At 34.8% G+C, this 18035-nt stretch carries 17 protein-coding genes; 9 read left to right on the top strand and 8 right to left on the bottom strand.

Going from position 1 to position 18035, the window contains the following annotated elements; all coding sequences use genetic code 11:
• Positions 1-15 precede the first annotated feature (15 nt).
• The 5 genes from ICJ85_RS10920 to ICJ85_RS10940 form a co-directional block, all read right to left on the bottom strand.
• A complete protein-coding gene (locus ICJ85_RS10920) occupies positions 16-462 on the bottom strand; it encodes an SRPBCC domain-containing protein (protein ID WP_188223825.1) in 447 nt (148 codons plus the stop codon).
• Positions 463-595: 133 nt separating this feature from the next.
• Positions 596-1708 (bottom strand): T9SS type A sorting domain-containing protein, encoded by a 1113-nt coding sequence (locus ICJ85_RS10925; RefSeq protein ID WP_188223826.1) that lies wholly within the window; start codon positions 1706-1708, stop codon positions 596-598.
• Positions 1709-1874: 166 nt separating this feature from the next.
• Complete coding sequence (locus ICJ85_RS10930) at positions 1875-2714, bottom strand: OmpA/MotB family protein (protein ID WP_188223827.1); 840 nt, start codon at positions 2712-2714, stop codon at positions 1875-1877.
• A gap of 88 nt (positions 2715-2802) precedes the next feature.
• Entirely contained in the window at positions 2803-3798 is a 996-nt protein-coding gene (locus ICJ85_RS10935) for a glycosyltransferase family 2 protein (RefSeq protein WP_188223828.1), read from the bottom strand.
• Entirely contained in the window at positions 3795-4241 is a 447-nt protein-coding gene (locus ICJ85_RS10940) for a type I restriction enzyme HsdR N-terminal domain-containing protein (protein WP_188223829.1), read from the bottom strand. Before ICJ85_RS10940 ends, ICJ85_RS10935 begins: the two co-directional genes overlap by 4 nt.
• A gap of 103 nt (positions 4242-4344) precedes the next feature.
• Between ICJ85_RS10940 and holA the strand changes: the two genes are divergently transcribed.
• Positions 4345-5349 carry a DNA polymerase III subunit delta gene (gene holA / locus ICJ85_RS10945; RefSeq protein ID WP_188223830.1) on the top strand — a complete coding sequence of 335 codons (1005 nt, stop codon included), beginning with the start codon at positions 4345-4347 and terminating at the stop codon, positions 5347-5349.
• On the opposite strand, the gene ICJ85_RS10950 is transcribed toward holA, so the two are convergent.
• Positions 5346-6839: a YfcC family protein gene (locus ICJ85_RS10950; protein WP_188223831.1), complete on the bottom strand. Its 1494-nt coding sequence runs from the start codon at positions 6837-6839 to the stop codon at positions 5346-5348. The two genes, holA and ICJ85_RS10950, sit on opposite strands and share 4 nt — an antisense overlap.
• Before the next feature lie 90 nt (positions 6840-6929).
• On the opposite strand from ICJ85_RS10950, the gene ung reads away from it, so the two are divergent.
• The 8 genes from ung (at position 6930) to sppA (ending at position 15737) form a co-directional block, all read left to right on the top strand.
• Positions 6930-7595 (top strand): uracil-DNA glycosylase, encoded by a 666-nt coding sequence (gene ung / locus ICJ85_RS10955; protein WP_188223832.1) that lies wholly within the window; start codon positions 6930-6932, stop codon positions 7593-7595.
• 744 nt (positions 7596-8339) lie between these two features.
• Positions 8340-9179, top strand: a complete 840-nt coding sequence (locus ICJ85_RS10960; RefSeq protein WP_188223857.1) for a 1,4-dihydroxy-2-naphthoyl-CoA synthase — start codon at positions 8340-8342, stop codon at positions 9177-9179.
• A gap of 1 nt (position 9180) precedes the next feature.
• Complete coding sequence (menA, locus tag ICJ85_RS10965; RefSeq protein ID WP_188223833.1) at positions 9181-10083, top strand: 1,4-dihydroxy-2-naphthoate octaprenyltransferase; 903 nt, start codon at positions 9181-9183, stop codon at positions 10081-10083.
• A gap of 43 nt (positions 10084-10126) precedes the next feature.
• On the top strand, positions 10127-10804 hold the full coding sequence (locus ICJ85_RS10970; RefSeq protein ID WP_188223834.1) for a metal-dependent hydrolase: 678 nt from the start codon (positions 10127-10129) through the stop codon (positions 10802-10804).
• 3 nt (positions 10805-10807) lie between these two features.
• Complete coding sequence (locus tag ICJ85_RS10975) at positions 10808-11845, top strand: o-succinylbenzoate synthase (RefSeq protein ID WP_188223835.1); 1038 nt, start codon at positions 10808-10810, stop codon at positions 11843-11845.
• A 3-nt stretch (positions 11846-11848) separates the two neighbouring features.
• Positions 11849-12826 (top strand): CPBP family intramembrane glutamic endopeptidase, encoded by a 978-nt coding sequence (locus ICJ85_RS10980; RefSeq protein ID WP_188223836.1) that lies wholly within the window; start codon positions 11849-11851, stop codon positions 12824-12826.
• Positions 12810-13874 carry an AMP-binding protein gene (locus ICJ85_RS10985; protein WP_188223837.1) on the top strand — a complete coding sequence of 355 codons (1065 nt, stop codon included), beginning with the start codon at positions 12810-12812 and terminating at the stop codon, positions 13872-13874. The genes ICJ85_RS10980 and ICJ85_RS10985 overlap by 17 nt, the downstream gene beginning before the upstream one ends.
• A 99-nt stretch (positions 13875-13973) precedes the next feature.
• On the top strand, positions 13974-15737 hold the full coding sequence (sppA, locus tag ICJ85_RS10990) for a signal peptide peptidase SppA (RefSeq protein WP_188223838.1): 1764 nt from the start codon (positions 13974-13976) through the stop codon (positions 15735-15737).
• A 49-nt stretch (positions 15738-15786) separates the two neighbouring features.
• Here the strand turns inward: sppA and ICJ85_RS10995 are convergent, their stop codons facing one another.
• Entirely contained in the window at positions 15787-16209 is a 423-nt protein-coding gene (locus ICJ85_RS10995; protein ID WP_188223839.1) for a DoxX family protein, read from the bottom strand.
• A gap of 58 nt (positions 16210-16267) precedes the next feature.
• Positions 16268-17896 (bottom strand): acyl-CoA carboxylase subunit beta, encoded by a 1629-nt coding sequence (locus tag ICJ85_RS11000; protein ID WP_188223840.1) that lies wholly within the window; start codon positions 17894-17896, stop codon positions 16268-16270.
• Positions 17897-18035 lie beyond the last annotated feature (139 nt).

Here is an 18035-nt window from a genome sequence, read left to right on the forward strand (position 1 = left end):
TAGGCTATTTTAGTTTTATATTTCAACGTTAGGAAGTTCTTTTTCTAATCTGTCGAAATTTTCCTCATTCTTAGGTCCGGCAAACACTCTTATTTTTTCACAGGTATTAGGGCAATCGAAAATCATTCTAAAAGAGATTTGGGTTTCTGAATCATTAAGCTTTTCGAAGCCTATTTCCATATCAAATATAGGGTGCGAAGTACGGCTCATTGATACCAATTTTTGTGGCTTAATAGTTTTAAAGATAGATGCGTTTTCATAATTAGCTTTTGTTGGAGAGTGCATGGTTAGCGACCATTTACCACCGGGACGCAAGTCAAATTCATGAAACGTATTGGTGTATCCTTCAGGTCCCCACCATACTTTTAAATGCGACGGATTAGAAAAGGCCTGATATACTTTGTCTACAGGGGCTTTTAGGATGCGTTCATTGTAAATTTCTCGGTTGGTTTTAGTTGGCATTAGGTTGATTTTGTATTGATTAGGATTTCAATATAATAAATAATGTTGATTTTTAAAAAAGGAACAAGGGGAGATGATTTAATAAATAAAGCCCGACCATTTGGTCGAGCTTTATTATATTCTAGGAATATATTTACTTTATTATTAGCTTTTTGGTTGAAACGTTGTTGTTCTCAGTTACTTTAAGGATATATATGCCAGGGCTTAAATTTCTAGTACTAATGCTTTGATGATTATCAATAGAAGTATGTAGTATCAATTTTCCAAGGGTGTTATATAAATCTACTTGCTTTGTTAAGTTTTTTGCGGATGTTACATAAAATATGTTATTAACTGGGTTTGGGTAAACTGAAAAACCTTCAATTTTGTTTTTTGATGTAGATAACGGGTTTCCAACCGTAAATCCACTAGAGTTGCTATCAACAACGAAACCATCTACATAGACTAAGACTTCAACTTCATAAACACCATCATCGGGGTTTTGAATAACATAGGTTTGACCTGTAATACTTGCTGAAATTGGAGTTCCGTTATTTATAACAATTTCTACGGCATCCGCATTTCCATCTATTGAATATGTAACAAGAACCTGTGTCGTTCCACTTAGGTAACTAGAGCCGTCGTCAGGGCTTGTTAAATCCACAGAAGGAAAATTTTCCACATCTGAAACAATAGCAATGTATTCTAAAGCAAAATCTTCGTCACTTTCTGTTAATCCTTCAAATTGAATACGTATGCTGAATGACTCAGTCCCAGAAAGACTTTCAATAGTATAATCAAATTCTTCAACAGAATTTCCTAAGGATGTACCATCACCTGATAAAATAGGTGTAGTATTTTCACCTGTTCCAGAAAAAACAAGCATGTCCGTCCAAGATCCAGATCCAATTTGATACTGAATACGAACAACATCGGTAGCATCCCAAGTGTTTAATTCACTGATAGCTGCTCCTAATGCTACAGTTGCGTTTTTCTCGCCATTTAAGGTATACGGCCCGTAGGTCATGGTTTGATTGCTTGATAATTGTCTTGCACCAAAAAATTGGCGATCAATATCTATATTAGAACTGATATTAGTGTTTGAAACGAGACCAAAATATTCACTGTTACTAGTTACGTATTCGGTAGTAGAAAGGTTGTATGTTCCGGTTTCACCTGTAATAAAGTCGTCAATGTAGTGGGCTGTTTGTGCAAATGACGCAAAAGTCATTAAAAGTAGGGTAAATACAAGGTAATTTTTTCTCATAATTTAATTTTTAAAATTCTTACATTTCAAATGTAGGAAAAATAAATTTTATGTAGGAGTTATGAAAAATAAATTTTGATCATCAGCATGTTAAATAAATATTATTTTTAGATAAAAAAAGCCCGACCATTTGGTCGGGCTTTTCAATGTTATGTTAGAAAACGGATTAGTTACCAGCTTCTAAGTTTTTCATTTCTTTTTCGATCATATCGTAGAACTGATCGATTTTTGGTAATACTAAGATACGAGTACGACGGTTTCTAGCTCTGTTCTCAGCAGTGTTGTTTTCTACTAATGGCACGTAATCAGCACGCCCAGAAGCTACTAACTGGCTAGGGTTAACACCTAAGTCTTCTAAAACTCTAACAACAGAAGTAGCACGTTTAACACTTAAATCCCAGTTGTCTAAAATTACACCGTTGCTTTTGTAAGGTACGTTATCAGTGTGTCCTTCAACCATACATTCGAAATCAGGCTTGCTTTGTACAACTTTAGCAACTTTAGCTAATACATCTTTAGCTTGAGTTGTTACATTGTAGCTACCACTTCTAAATAATAATTTATCTGCGATAGAAATGTAAACCACACCTTTCTCAACGTTAACTTCGATGTCTGGATCATTAATTCCAACTTCACGTTTTAAGCTAGTAACAAGCGCTAAGGTTACACTGTCTTTCTTAGTAAGAGCATCTTGTAGGCGGTTGATTTTTAAATCTTTCTCCTTCATGCTTTCTAGAGTCTTCTCGATGTTAGAGGCTCCTTTAGCAGATAAAACCTGTAAGTTTTCGTTATAGCTTCTTAAATCTGTTACTTGCTCTTCAAGTGCTTTTGCTCTAGCAGAAGCAGAAGCTCTCTCTTCTAAACAAGAGTTTAATTTTACGGTTGCAGAATTTAGTAAATCTTGAGATTCTTTATATTTTGCTTCAAGATCTGTAAACTGTTTTTTTGATACACATGAACTTAGCACAAGCATCGCTGAAGCGCCAAGTAATAGGACTTTTCTCATAATTATTTAAGGATTAATATTTTAAGTTATTACCACAAAAATATGTAAAAAACGGTCGATTTAACAACTTTAAGCAAACTTTTATCAACTATTTTCCCAGATTTTTGAAGTGTCTTTTTCTATTTACGAAATAATCCATAACAATGGATGTTCGTTCGTAATATTTTACTTTATTTTTTAATTGTTTTCGTTGTTTTAATAGCTTACTTAAGTGGCCATAAAAACTTAAATGTGCTTTTAAGACAGCTAAAGTATGCTTTGGTTTAATCTCGACAACAAATTTTATGCCAGCAATACCATCTAAAAGTAATCTGACTAAAATTTTTGAAAATATTGGTCCAGTAGCATTTTTTGTAAGCGCATATAAACTGTTTCTAAAATTTAAGTACGTCTTTTTAGGATTAAGAGTCGTTAGGGTAGCTCCTCCAACATGATAAACCGTTGATGCGCCAACGTATTTAATAGTGTAACCTGAGTTCTTGGCGCGCCAGCATAAATCAATTTCTTCCATATGCGCAAAGAAGGAGGCGTCGAAGCCTTCTAAATCATTAAAAACCTCCCGCCTTATAAATAAACAAGCACCAGAAGCCCAAAATATTTCAGCGGTGTCATTATATTGTCCTGTATCAGACTCAATAGTATCCAATATTCTTCCGCGGCAATAAGGGTAACCGTATTTGTCTATAAAACCACCGGCAGCACCTGCGTATTCAAACTGAGATTTGTTTTTGTAATCCAGTATTTTTGGCTGAATAATGGTCGTATTGGGTTCTGTGTGAAATATATCTATGATTGGGGTGAGCCAGTTTTCGGTAACCTCAATATCACTATTTAGCAGGCAGAAGATATCGGCATCAATATGTTTTAGAGCATCATTGTAACCTTTAGCATACCCACCATTTTCAATATTCTTTACGATGTTAATTTCAGGATACTTACTACGAACAAACTCTATAGAATTATCGGTTGATGCATTATCAGCGATATAAATGTCTGATTCCTTAGAAAAAGCTACTACCGAAGGCAAGAACTGTTCCAGAAGTTTTTGTCCATTCCAATTTAATATAACAACAGCTAATTTCATAGGCTATAATCGGGTATGTCTCTTAAAAAATCGTAACGTTCATTAACAAAATCCATTTGACAATAATAATGATTTAATCCATTAGTCACCATTAAATAGGTTGCATTAAGCACTTGATTATACTGTGCAATCTGGTCGAAGGTTTGTTGATTTATGGTTATTGAAGGGGCTTTACATTCTACAATAAGATGAATACTTCCGTCTGTGTTAAAAATAACAATATCGTACCGTTTTTTTAAATCGTTTACAATGAGTTCTTTTTCAATGTTAATTAGCGAGTTAGGATAACCTTTTACCTCCATTAAATACATGAGGCAATGTTGTCTTACCCATTCTTCCGGCTGTAAAACCACAAACTTTTTACGAATACAATCGAATATAGAAATTTTATTTTCGCTATTTTTGAGTCGAAACGAAAACTTTGGAAAATTAAGATCTTGCAATGCTGTTCTTTTATAATTTCAAAGTTAATGTACATTAATCAAATACCAAATTACCAAGCCAGTTTTTGGGGTTTTGTATTTATAATTTTGGATTTTTTCAATTTTGGACGACGTAAAACAATTAGTAACAGATATTAAAAACGGGAACCTGAAACCTATTTACTTCTTAATGGGAGAGGAGCCTTATTATATTGATAGAATTTCTGACTTTATCGAGGAAAATGTTTTAGCTGAAGAAGAACGTGGTTTTAATCAAATGGTGCTTTATGGTCGAGATATTACTATTGATGATATTGTAAGTAACGCTAAGCGTTACCCTATGATGGCAGAATATCAGGTGGTAATTGTAAAAGAAGCTCAGGATTTATCACGTACAATAGAAAAGTTAGTTGATTATGCTAAAAATCCGCAGCCGTCTACCGTTTTAGTAATTAATTATAAATACAAAACTATTGATAAGCGTAAAACGCTTTATAAAACGTTGAAAACTACCGGGGTGATTTATGAAAGTAAAAAGCTTTATGAAAATCAGGTAGCCGATTGGATTCGACGCGTATTAGCTTCTCAGAAATACAGTATTGAACCAAAGGCAGCTCAGATGTTGGTCGAATTTTTAGGAACTGATTTGAGTAAGATTAATAACGAACTTGAAAAACTGAAAATTATTCTACCTAATGGAAGTCAGATTACACCTGAGCATATTGAGGAAAATATAGGGATAAGTAAAGACTTCAATAATTTTGAGTTGAGAAAGGCTATTGGCGAACGTGATGTTATGAAGGCGCATCGTATTGTAAAATACTTTGCTGATAATCCCAAGGATAATCCTATGGTGGTTACAGTGTCGTTGTTGTTTAATTTCTTTTCTCAGTTATTACACTACCACGGACTTAAAGATAAGTCTCCAAGAAATGTTGCTTCAGCATTAAAAATCAATCCGTATTTTGTGAATGAGTATGTTGCAGCTGCAAGAAATTACCCAATGCGTCAGGTAAGTAGGGTTGTGGCAACGCTAAGAGATTTTGATGTAAAAAGTAAAGGTGTTGGCGCTTATGCTGTTCCGCAAGGTGATTTACTGAAAGAATTATTAGTGAAAATACTAGCTTAAATATAGACGGCGATGGTTAAAGCGATCATGATAAATATAGTTAAAATGATAACCAAAGGCGTCACAAACTTCAGCCATTTGTCGTAACCGACTTTTACAATTGCCAGCGACGCTAAAATTAATCCTGTCGGGTTAATAAAAGCAAAAAGCCCCATGCCATATTGATAGGCATTCACAACTAAATCTCGTCCTATTCCCACACCGTCGGCTAAGGGTGAAATTATAGGCATGGTTAGCACTGCCATACCTGAGGATGAAGGAATAAAGAATGATAGACCTCCAAAAATGTAGAGGAGTGCATTAACAAAAAGACCTTTATTCATACCGTTGGTTGCTGTGCTAGCGTAATACAGCATAGTATCACTGATTTGTCCGTCGTCCATAAGCACGGTAATGCCTCTGGCAATTCCTATAATTAAAGCAACACCTAATAAATCACTAGCGCCTTTTACGAAAACATCAACAAAAGTGGATTCCTTAATTTTTCCTAATAACCCTATAATTATCGATCCTACAAGGAATACAACGGTCATTTCTAAAAACCACCATCCTTCACTAGATACTCCGTAAATCATAACTACAAAACACATGGCAAAAACAAATAGGATAAGACGCAGTCGAGCCGATAAAACAACCGTTGCATTAGTCGTGTTGCCGAACATGTTTTCAATAGATTCTTTCTGATTAAAAATTATAGATTTCGAAGGGTCTTTTTTAACGCGTTGAGCATATCTAATAATATACAATATGCAAATAAGGGTACCAATTACGAGAATAATAAAGCGAGCTGTTAATCCGGTTGTCCAGTTAATTCCTGCAGCATCTGAAGCAATAATTACACTAAACGGATTAACTGTAGAACACATCGTTCCAATAGATGAACCTATATAAATACTAGCCAAGGCAACCATGGCATCGTAATTTGCAGCTAAAAAAATAGGAATAAGAATGGGATAGAAAGCTATGGTTTCTTCGGCGAGCCCAAAGGTTGTTCCTCCAATTGCAATAAGCATGGTTACGATAATAATTAAGAGGAATTCTTTTCCTTTTAAGGCATGAGCCAGCCAATTAATACCGGCATCGAAAGCCCCTGTGAAATTCATTACACCAATAAGGCCCCCAATAAATAAAACTAGAAAGATTATATCTGATGCTTCAATAATACCTTTAATTGGTGATTGAATGAAGGCTGCCAAACCTTGAGGTGAAGCTTCAACTTCTTTGTAGGTGTTTGGTATACCGATGGGTTTCCAAATATCTCCATTAGTGAATTTTTCTAATGGAATTTTAATTTGTAACGCATCCAAAGTTTCCTGGCTAGCAGGTAAAGTTGTAGTTTCTTCTAAACTGGTTTTAGTAAACGTATTCTCAGAAGTGTTATATGTAAGGGTATCGAATTTTCCTGAAGGCACTAACCATGTGAGTCCCGCAACTAAAGCTGCGATTATTAGTAAAATGGTCTGAGCCGTTGGGAATTTCAGTTTTTTCATTGGTCAGTTTGAAAAATTATAACAGTTTAGTAGTGCAAATTTATTGGGATTAAAGATAGTATTATTTTATTTGCATTTTAAAACGTGGTTATGAAATTACGATTGCACGATAGTTGGAAGCCTTATCTGGTAAGTGAATTTAATGAATCTTATTTTACGTCTTTAATTAGGTTTGTTGAAGAAGAGTATAAATCTGGCACTTGTTTTCCGCCGGAAGATCAAATATTCAATGCATTTAATCATTGTACATTTGGAGCGGTAAAAGTGGTTATTATTGGTCAGGATCCTTATCACGATGATGGTCAGGCTAATGGTTTAAGTTTTTCAGTTAATGAGGGGGTAAAACATCCGCCATCATTAGTAAATATTTTTAAGGAAATAGAGTCAGATTTAGGAATAGCTTATCCTAAGAGTGGAAATTTAGAACGTTGGGCAAATCAGGGGGTGTTATTACTTAATGCGACGCTGACAGTAAGAGCACATCAGGCTGGCAGCCATCAAAAAAAAGGATGGGAAACCTTTACAGATACTGTAATAAAAACAATTAGTGAGAATAAGGAACATGTTGTATTTCTACTTTGGGGAGGTTATGCTAAAAAGAAAGCAAAGTTGATTGATGCTAAGAAACATACTGTTTTAACAAGTGGACATCCTTCACCTTTAAGTGCTAACAGAGGATATTGGTTTGGAAATAGACACTTTAGTCAATCCAATGAAATTTTAAAAGAGTCAGGTGGTCAACCTATAGTTTGGTAGTAAAACCACTTTGCAAATAAAAAAGTGTAACCCTTATGAAATTTCATAAAAGTTACACTTTCATTTTGTTGAACACCATAATAAAGTTGCTTTTACAGTAAAACTTTAATTAACTACCAGTAGGAGCTAATGCTTGTTCTTGATCTAAAGATATTTCAGATCGAATAATAACAGGCATTTTGTTCACTTTGGTTTGCTTTGGGGTTTTGTTGCAACTAAATTTTAAGAGTAAAAAGTTTACGATTACAAGAAATGTAACACAAAGAGTAATAGTCACTAACATAGGCAATTGGGTTTGGAATTAACGACAAGATAAATAAAACATAGCTAAAGCGTGTTATTTTATCGTTAAGTGTTAAACTAGAGCAAATTTACTCATTAAAGGACTACAAACCAATACGCAGTTCTACTTATTTTGATATTCGGAAAATTCTGTTAATATTTTAATTTATTTGTTTTTTAAATCGGTTTGTTTTGGTTTTTTCTTATCAAAATTTAAATAATTCAGAAAATTTGATTTCTTTTAGTTTTTAATTCTTACATAAAAATGTAGTTCTATTTGATGTTTTAAGGTAGTTTTAGTATTACAATTAAAGTAAATTGTTGTGTTATGTTTTGAAAACGTGTGTGTTACTGTTTTTGTGATGATGAATTAATAAAAACACGATTTGTTAAAAGTGATTTTTAAAAACGAAATAAGGGTATTAACGAAATATAATTTATTTTTGGCTAAAATATAAAATGATGGAGCAAATAGATTGGAAAGTTGCCAAAGAATACGAAGATATAACCTATAAAAAATGTAATGGTGTTGCCAGAATAGCGTTTAACAGACCTAATGTGCGTAACGCTTTTAGACCAAAAACCACTAGTGAGTTATATGATGCTTTTTATGATGCTAATGAAGATGTTAACATTGGTGTTGTATTATTGTCTGCCGAAGGACCATCTACAAAAGATGGTATCTGGAGTTTTTGTTCAGGGGGAGACCAGAAGGCCAGAGGACATCAGGGCTATGTAGGTGAAGATGGATATCACCGTTTAAATATTTTAGAAGTTCAACGTTTAATTCGTTTTATGCCTAAGGCTGTTATTGCGGTGGTTCCGGGTTGGGCTGTTGGTGGAGGCCATAGTTTACATGTGGTTTGTGATTTAACTTTAGCTAGTAAAGAACATGCTATTTTTAAACAAACCGATGCAGATGTTACCAGTTTTGATGGAGGCTATGGGTCAGCTTATTTGGCGAAAATGGTAGGACAGAAAAAGGCTCGTGAAATCTTCTTTTTAGGGCGTAATTATTCTGCTCAGGAAGCTTATGAAATGGGTATGGTTAATGCCGTAATCCCTCATAACGAATTAGAATCTACCGCCTATGAATGGGCTCAGGAAATATTGGCTAAATCACCAACATCGATAAAAATGTTGAAGTTCGCTATGAATTTAACCGATGATGGTATGGTTGGTCAGCAGGTGTTTGCCGGAGAAGCAACGCGTTTAGCTTATATGACCGATGAGGCTGTTGAGGGACGAAATGCTTTCCTTGAAAAACGTAAGCCTAATTTTGCTAAAAAATGGATTCCATAATATGAAGAATATTTCTGTTTGGATTTCAGCTATGCGTTTACGAACGCTGCCTTTATCAATTTCCGGAATTATATTAGCGTCTTGTTTGGCGGCTTATAACGGGTATTTCAATTGGTTAATTTTTAGCTTAGCAATATTAACAACTTTGAGTTTTCAAATCCTTTCAAACCTGGCTAACGATTATGGTGATGGTGTAAAGGGAACTGATAATAAAGATAGAATAGGTCCCGATCGTGCCATTCAATCAGGAGTGATTTCTCCGGATCAAATGTTTAATGCTATAAAATTAAATGTGCTAATTTCAATAGGATTAGCGTTCTTTTTAATTTTTGTATCGTTTGGTGTGAATCACTTTTTACTAACCTTATTATTCTTTGTTTTAGGAATTGCCAGTGTTATTGCAGCAGTTAAATATACGGTAGGAAATAATGCCTATGGATACAAAGGGTTAGGAGATATTTATGTCTTTATATTTTTCGGACTAATTAGTGTTATAGGTTGTTATGTATTGTATGCCAAAACTATTGATCATGTGGTGTTTTTACCAGCCATTACAGTTGGTATGTTAAGTGCTGCAGTACTAAACCTTAACAATATGCGCGATATCGAGTCTGATGTTAAATCGAATAAAATTACTTTAGCGGTTAAGCTGGGCATTGCCAATGCAAAAAAGTATCAACTGTTTCTTGTTGGAGGGGCAATTGTATTATCAGCTTTATTCGGAATTTTATATTTCACCTCGATATTCAATCTGATATTTTTTGTCGCTTACATTCCTTTAATCCTTCATATAAAAACGATATTAACCAATAAAGATTCAAAATTATTGGATCCGGAATTAAAGAAGGTGGCACTAACAACAGTGTTGTTGGCGGTATTAATGGGGATTGGACATTTGTTATAGATTTTTCGTATTTTTCTGTATTCAATTTTTAAGATTATAAAAGATGAAAATTACATTTTACGGCCACGCCAGTTTAGGTATAGAAGTTAATGATGTTCATATTCTTGTAGATCCTTTTATTTCGGCTAACGAGAAGGCTTCTCACATTAATATCGACGAGTTAAAAGCCGATTATATTTTAGTGACACATGCACATCAGGATCACATTTTAGATGTTGAAGCGATTGCAAAACGAACAAATGCAGTTATTGTTTCAAATGCTGAAATCGCAACCTATTACCAAAATAAAGGGTTTGAAGCGCATCCAATGAATCATGGTGGTCATTGGGATTTTGAATTTGGTACGGTAAAATATGTTGTTGCCTTACATTCATCATCGTTCCCTGATGGAACTTATGGCGGACAACCAGGAGGTTTCGTTATCGAAGGCGAACATAAAAACATTTACATTGCAGGCGACACGGCGTTGACTTACGATATGCAGTTAATTCCAATGCGTATTAAGTTAGATTTAGCCATTCTTCCTATTGGCGATAATTTTACAATGGGAATCGATGATGCGATTACCGCCAGTGATTTTGTAGAGTGTGATAAGGTGTTAGGCTATCATTTCGATACGTTTGGATACATAGAAATAGATCATGAAGAAGCAAAGCGTAAATTTTTCGATAACGACAAAGATTTAATGTTGTTGGAAATTGGAGAAAGTATAGAGTTATAGTTGATGATAAACGCTTCGTATAAGAAATACATATTAAATTTTAAGCAGGCCTCTGGTACGTCCAGAGGCGTGTTACGAACCAAGGAAACTTGGTTTCTTATTTTAAATCAAAACGGAAAAACCGGAGTAGGGGAATGTGGCGTGTTTCGGGGATTGTCTGCTGACGACAAACCCGATTACGAAGACAAACTAAAATGGACCTGCAAGAATATTCATTTAGGTTTAGAAAAGTTGCTTAACGAATTAATTGAATATCCAAGTATTCAGTTTGGTTTAGAAATAGCTTTCAAATCTTTAGAAAGCCAAGATAGATTTGAGTTGTTTCCTTCAAAATTTACACAAGAACAAGATCCGATAGCGATTAATGGATTGATCTGGATGGGGTCTGAAGATTTTATGAAGCAACAAATAGAAGACAAGCTAAACGCTGGCTTTTCTTGTATTAAAATGAAAATTGGCGCGATCGATTTTCAATCAGAAGTCGATTTGTTAAAATCTATTCGAAACGAGTTTTCAGCAAAGGATATTGAATTGCGTGTGGATGCGAATGGTGCTTTTTTACCTTCAGAAGCCTTAGAAAAATTGAAAATCTTATCAGACCTAGAACTGCATTCTATAGAGCAGCCTATTAAGCAAGGTCAGGTAGAAGAAATGGCTAAGTTGTGTGACGAAACCCCTTTACCTATTGCTTTAGACGAAGAATTAATTGGTGTTTTTCATGTAACAGAAAAGAAGAAGTTACTACAAATAATAAATCCGCAGTATATTATTTTAAAACCGAGTTTAGTTGGTGGTTTTAAAGGCAGTGATGAGTGGATTTCTATTGCAGAAAATAATAATATTGATTGGTGGATAACAAGTGCTTTAGAAAGTAATATTGGACTTAATGCCATAGCGCAATACACTTATCAAAAACAAAGCCCTTTACCACAAGGATTAGGTACAGGGGGGCTGTTTACAAATAATTTCGACTCACCGTTAGAAGTCGTTAATGGTGCATTAACATATAATAATCAATTAAACTGGAACTTTAATTTATAAAGGATGTATATAGCTCAGGCATTTAACACGTTGCACGATTGGTGGCGTTACATTATAGGGGTGTTTATTATTGTTGTTGGCGTGTTTATTGGTCAGGTGCCATTTACTGCAGCAGTGATGATAAAGGCTTTTAAAGACGGTAAAAATCCATCGGAATTGAATCAATCCGTTATGATGAGTTATTTAGAACCAAACCTGAATTTATTCTTGATGTTGTTGTCTTTTGCGGTTGGTTTGGTAGCTTTGTTATTGGTTACAAAATATCTTCATAAGCAATCGTTTACACAACTAACAACGTCAAGAAAACAAATTGACTGGAAACGTGTGTTATTCATTTTCTTCTTTTGGGGCATTATTTCAAGTGGTTTGGTGTTAGCTGATTATTATATGACACCTGAAAATTATAAACTCAATTTTCAATTAAAACCCTTTATTATACTCTGTGTAATAGCTATCATTTTTGTGCCTTTACAAACCAGTTTTGAGGAGTATATGTTTAGAGGCTATTTAATGCAGGGAATAGGTGTTGTAGTTAAGAATAAATGGATGCCTTTAATTATTACATCAGCTGTTTTTGGATTGTTGCACATTGCAAACCCTGAAGTTGAAAAACTAGGACCTATGATTATGGTCTATTATATTGGTACAGGATTATTCTTAGGAATTATGACCTTAATGGATGAAGGCATGGAACTGTCTTTAGGTTTTCATGCAGCTAATAACTTGTTTACAGCGCTTTTAGTTACTGCAGACTGGACAGCGTTTCAAACGCATTCCATTTTAAAGGATATGTCCGACCCTTCAGAAACGGCATTAAGCGAAATTTTTGTTCCGGTATTTATAGTTTTTCCTATCATTTTATTCATCTTTTCGAGAATTTATAAATGGACAGGTTGGAAAGAAAAACTATTCGGAAAGGTTGAAGAACCAGCATTATTAACTTCAGAAATAAACACAATTGGACATGGTACCGACATTTAAAAATATCCATTTAAAATTTAAGGTTAACGGATTTCATTATTCCAGAGAATACTTAATAGAACTAGCATATGACTTTGTTAAGGAAGGTAAATCTTTTGAAAGAGAAGTTGGTGATTTTTTGTTTGATTGGTTAGATGATAATGAAACTATAAAGGTTAAAACATCGGGGTCGACAGGAACACCAAAGATTGTTGAATTATCGAAACAGGCGATGGTAAATTCGGCTTTGGCCACCGGAGACTTTTTTGATTTGGTGCCTGGTAATAAGGCCTTATTATGTCTTCCTGCAACCTATATCGCAGGGAAAATGATGTTGGTTAGAGCTATGATTTTAGGGTTAGAACTCGATATTGTAGAGCCATCTTCCAATTTAGAATTCGATAAAAATAAGGATTATGATTTTTGTGCTATGGTTCCTATGCAGTTAGAAAAGGTATTGGATAAGGTCGATAATGTAAAAACCATAATCATTGGAGGTGCTCCGGTTTCAAACAGTTTAAAAACAAGTATTCAAACATTAAAAGCGAAGGTGTTCGAAACGTATGGGATGACAGAAACGGTGACACATATAGCTTTGAAACCCGTTAATAATACGTCAAATTCAAAGCCTCATTTCAAGGTCTTACCGGGAGTTACTATTTCTCAAGATGATCGGGATTGTTTAGTGATTGAAGCTCCTAAATTATGTCAGGAGAAAATCATTGCGAACGACATTGTTAAAATTCATTCAGAGATGGAGTTTGAATGGTTAGGGCGTTTCGACAATGTCATAAACTCTGGAGGTGTTAAACTTTTTCCAGAGCAGATAGAAGCTAAACTTCAGAGTAAAATCAGGAATCGATTTTTTGTAGCTTCAGAACCTAATAAGGAGTTAGGCGAACAACTTATTTTAGTTATTGAAAGTGAATCAAACAAATTGAACTCGGAGGTGTTTTCGACCTTAGATAAATTTGAAAAACCCAAAGCTATTTATGCAGTTAAGAAATTTACCGAAACCTCTTCAGGTAAAATTCAACGAAAAAATACATTGGCGTTAATAAAAAAATAAGTTTCTTGTTACGAGAACCCATTTTTTAATACTAATAGTTGTCCTTTAGGGCAATTAGAATTCCCCTTTGTTTAATTAATAAATAGAAAATTAATTTATATGAACTTTATCAAACGCGTGTTATCGACCGTTACAGGTATCTTTGTCTTTTTAGGTATTTGTGTTGTATTACTTGTTGTTGTCGGACTTATTTTTGGCTCCTCATCAGAAGAAATCGTAAGAATAAAGCCTAATTCGGTACTCGATTTAAAACTCGATTTTCCAATTAAAGACTATGCCGGAAAAACAGAATTTGAACAGTACGAATTTTTAAATAAGGATGACAAAAATGGACTTTTTAATATTATCGACGCCATAAATTATGCCGCAACCGATGATAAAATAAAAGGAATTTCAATTGATAATAATTTTATTAATGCAGGCATTTCTCAAACTAAAGCCATTCGCGACGCTTTAATAAAGTTTAAAGAGTCAGGGAAATTTATAACCGCATACGCCGATATTTATACACAGAAAGATTATTACTTAAGTTCCATTGCCGACACGATTTTTATGAATCCAGCCGGGATGATGGAGTTTAAAGGTTTGTCTTCGGAGCAATTGTATTTTAAAGATTTTCAGGAAAAAACAGGATTGAAAATGGAAGTGGTACGCTTCGGAAAATATAAAAGTGCAGTAGAGCCATTCCTTGAAAACGAAATGAGTGAAGCTAACAGAGAGCAGGTAGAAGTGTTTTTAAATTCTATCTGGTCTGAAATTAAATCTGAAATATCACAAAGCAGAGGTGTTTCCACCGAACAATTAAATAGTATTGCAGATAGTTTGTTAGCACGAAATGCACCTTTAGCACAGAAAGCCAAACTTATTGATAAAATTGCCTATCACGACGAATATCTAGCCGGGTTAAAGAAGGCCGCAGGAACAGAAGCTTCAAAAAGGTTGGAGATGGTTTCTATTTTTGATTATGCAGAATATACGGCTACCAATATGTTGAGCAACTACAGTAAAAATAAGATTGCCGTGATTTATGCTGAAGGTGAAATTATTTATGGAGAAGGCGAAGAGGGGGCTGTTGGTCAAGGAGTAATGACAAGGTCGCTACAGGAAGCCAGACAAAACGACAAGATTAAAGCGGTTGTATTACGAATTAACTCTCCGGGAGGAAGTGCCTTAGCAAGTGAGTTAATTTGGCGTGAAATAGAACTGACTAAAAAGTTAAAACCGGTAATTGTATCTATGGGCAATTTGGCTGCATCCGGAGGGTATTACATAGCGTGTAATGCTGATAAAATTATAGCCGAACCAACAACTATAACTGGAAGTATTGGTGTGTTTGGAATGTTACCAAACGGAAATGCTTTAGCCGAGAAAATAGGAATCAACGCCGAGCAGGTATCAACGAATAAAAATTCTGTTACCTATAGCTTTTTTGAGCCGTTAAATGATGCGCAACACGATTTTATAAAAGAAGAAATTATAAGTATTTATGAGCTGTTTACCGGACGAGTAGCCGAAGGTCGAGGCATGGAGCAGGATAAGGTAAAGGAAATTGCTCAAGGCCGTGTCTGGACAGGTACAGATGCTTTAAAAATAGGTTTAGTAGATGAATTGGGTGGGCTAGATTTAGCTCTCAAATATGCTGCTGAAGCGGCAGGTGTTTCAGAATATAATATTAAAGAGTTACCGATTTATAAGAAAGATTTAGATAAGATTTTAAGACAATTTGGATTAGCTGAAGCTAAAGAAGATATTATGAAAGAGGAGCTTGGTGAAGAGGCTTACAACTTATTAAAACAAGTAAAAACCACGACACAACGTAAAGGCATTCAGTTGTTATTGCCTTATAATGTAGATATTAAATAAGAGTTTTAAATAATGTAAAAAAAAGAGCGACCATTTGGTCGCTCTTTTTTTATTGTTGCATTTTAAAGTAATAATCTAAAGAGTGTTTTCCCGAACCGTAGAACAGGAAAAATACACACACTATAAATGTAATAAGTGCAAGAATTAAATTTCCGGAATGCATTTCTCCAACAAAATTAATAAGTATAGCACCAATTAAAATAGGTAATTGTCCAATAATTGCCCAGCGGGTAAGTAAACCAAAAGCAATGAGCATGCCTCCTATAAAATGAGCAGGAGCCACATAGTGTATGGCAACCATACCTCCAGCCCAGTTTTGCATAGGTTTAAAAAGTTCGACTAGCATCATACTGTCAGACATAAAACTAATGCCTTTAATAAACAGAAAGACACCAAGAGCAACACGTAATATATCCAAAGGCAAATAAGTATGCGCATTGGCCCACTTATTAAGTGTTTTTATTGTATCCATAATTAAAAGTTGTTGATTTTCAATTAATAAGATACAAAAAATAAAGCATAAAAGCCAATTATACTTGTATCACACCAAGGTTAAAAGGTTTCTCAATAGGAGCGTGGTTTGCCGCTTCAATACCCATACTAATCCATGTTCTGGTATCTAATGGATTAATAATCGCATCGGTCCAGATGCGTGCAGCTGCATAGTATGGTGATACCTGTGCATCGTATCTTGATTTAATGTCGTTATAAAGGGCTTCTTCTTTTTCAGGAGTAATGGTTTCTCCTTTCTTTTTAAGTGAAGCGGTTTCAATTTGAAGTAAGACTTTCGCTGCCGAATTTCCACTCATTACTGCTAATTCAGCACTTGGCCAGGCAACGATTAATCTAGGATCGTATGCTTTACCGCACATCGCATAATTTCCTGCACCATAACTATTCCCCATAATAACAGTAAACTTTGGAACAACAGAGTTACTCACTGCGTTAACCATTTTAGCACCATCTTTTATAATGCCACCGTGTTCACTTTTGCTACCTACCATAAACCCGGTAACGTCTTGTAAAAATACTAAGGGAATTTTCTTTTGGTTACAATTCGCAATGAAACGTGTGGCTTTATCGGCACTATCGTTATAAATGACACCGCCAAACTGCATTTCTCCTTGTTTGGTTTTTACCAGTTTACGCTGATTGGCTACGATACCAACAGCCCAACCGTCAATGCGGGCGTAGCAGGTAATGATGGATTTTCCGTAACCTGCTTTATATTCATCAAATTCAGAGTTATCAACTAACCTTTTTATGATTTCGTAAGTGTCGTATTGATCAGCTCTAGATTTTGGAAGAATACCAAAAATATCATCTTGGTTTTCTTTAGGCTTTTGAGGTTCAGTACGGTTAAATCCGGCTTTGTCGTAATCACCAATTTTATCGACGATATTTTTTATAGTATCTAATGCGTCTTTGTCGTCTTTAGCTTTATAATCTGTAACACCGGAAATTTCACAGTGGGTTGTAGCACCTCCTAAAGTTTCGTTATCTATAGTTTCGCCGATGGCAGCTTTCACTAAATAGCTTCCGGCTAAAAAGATACTTCCGGTTTTATCAACAATTAAAGCTTCATCACTCATAATAGGTAAATAAGCACCACCCGCTACACAACTTCCCATCACGGCAGCAATTTGGGTAATACCCATACTACTCATAATGGCGTTATTTCTAAAAATACGCCCAAAGTGTTCCTTATCCGGAAAAATTTCATCCTGTAATGGTAAATACACGCCAGCACTATCTACTAAATAGATGATAGGTAGTTTATTTTCAATGGCTATTTCCTGAGCTCTTAAATTCTTTTTAGCGGTAATAGGAAACCAGGCACCTGCTTTTACGGTGGCATCGTTAGCCACGACGATACATTGTTTGCCTTTAATGTATCCTATCTTTACAACCACACCTGCCGATGGACAGCCACCGTGCTCTTCGTACATGTCTTCACCAGCAAAGGCGCCAATTTCAATGGATTTAGTTTTAGCATCTAACAGATAATCTATACGCTCTCGAGCAGTCATCTTCCCTTTACTGTGAAGTTTTTCAATGCTCTTTTTACCGCCGCCTAAATGTACTTTCGCTAGGCGCTTCTTAAGTTGTGATACTAAAAGTTTATTGTAATCTTCGTTCTTATTGAAGTTTAAATCCATTGACGTGTATTTTGTGGCTAAAATACAAAAGTTTCAAATTAAACTTAAAGCTAATGTTAAGATTATACTAAAATATATTCCTTAGAATTAGTTTCCTTGGAGAATAAAATTATTTTTCATATCTTTGATACAGATTTAA

Origin of the sequence: Aestuariibaculum marinum (assembly GCF_014596975.1) — a bacterium.
In the GTDB taxonomy this organism is placed as follows: domain Bacteria; phylum Bacteroidota; class Bacteroidia; order Flavobacteriales; family Flavobacteriaceae; genus Aestuariibaculum; species Aestuariibaculum marinum.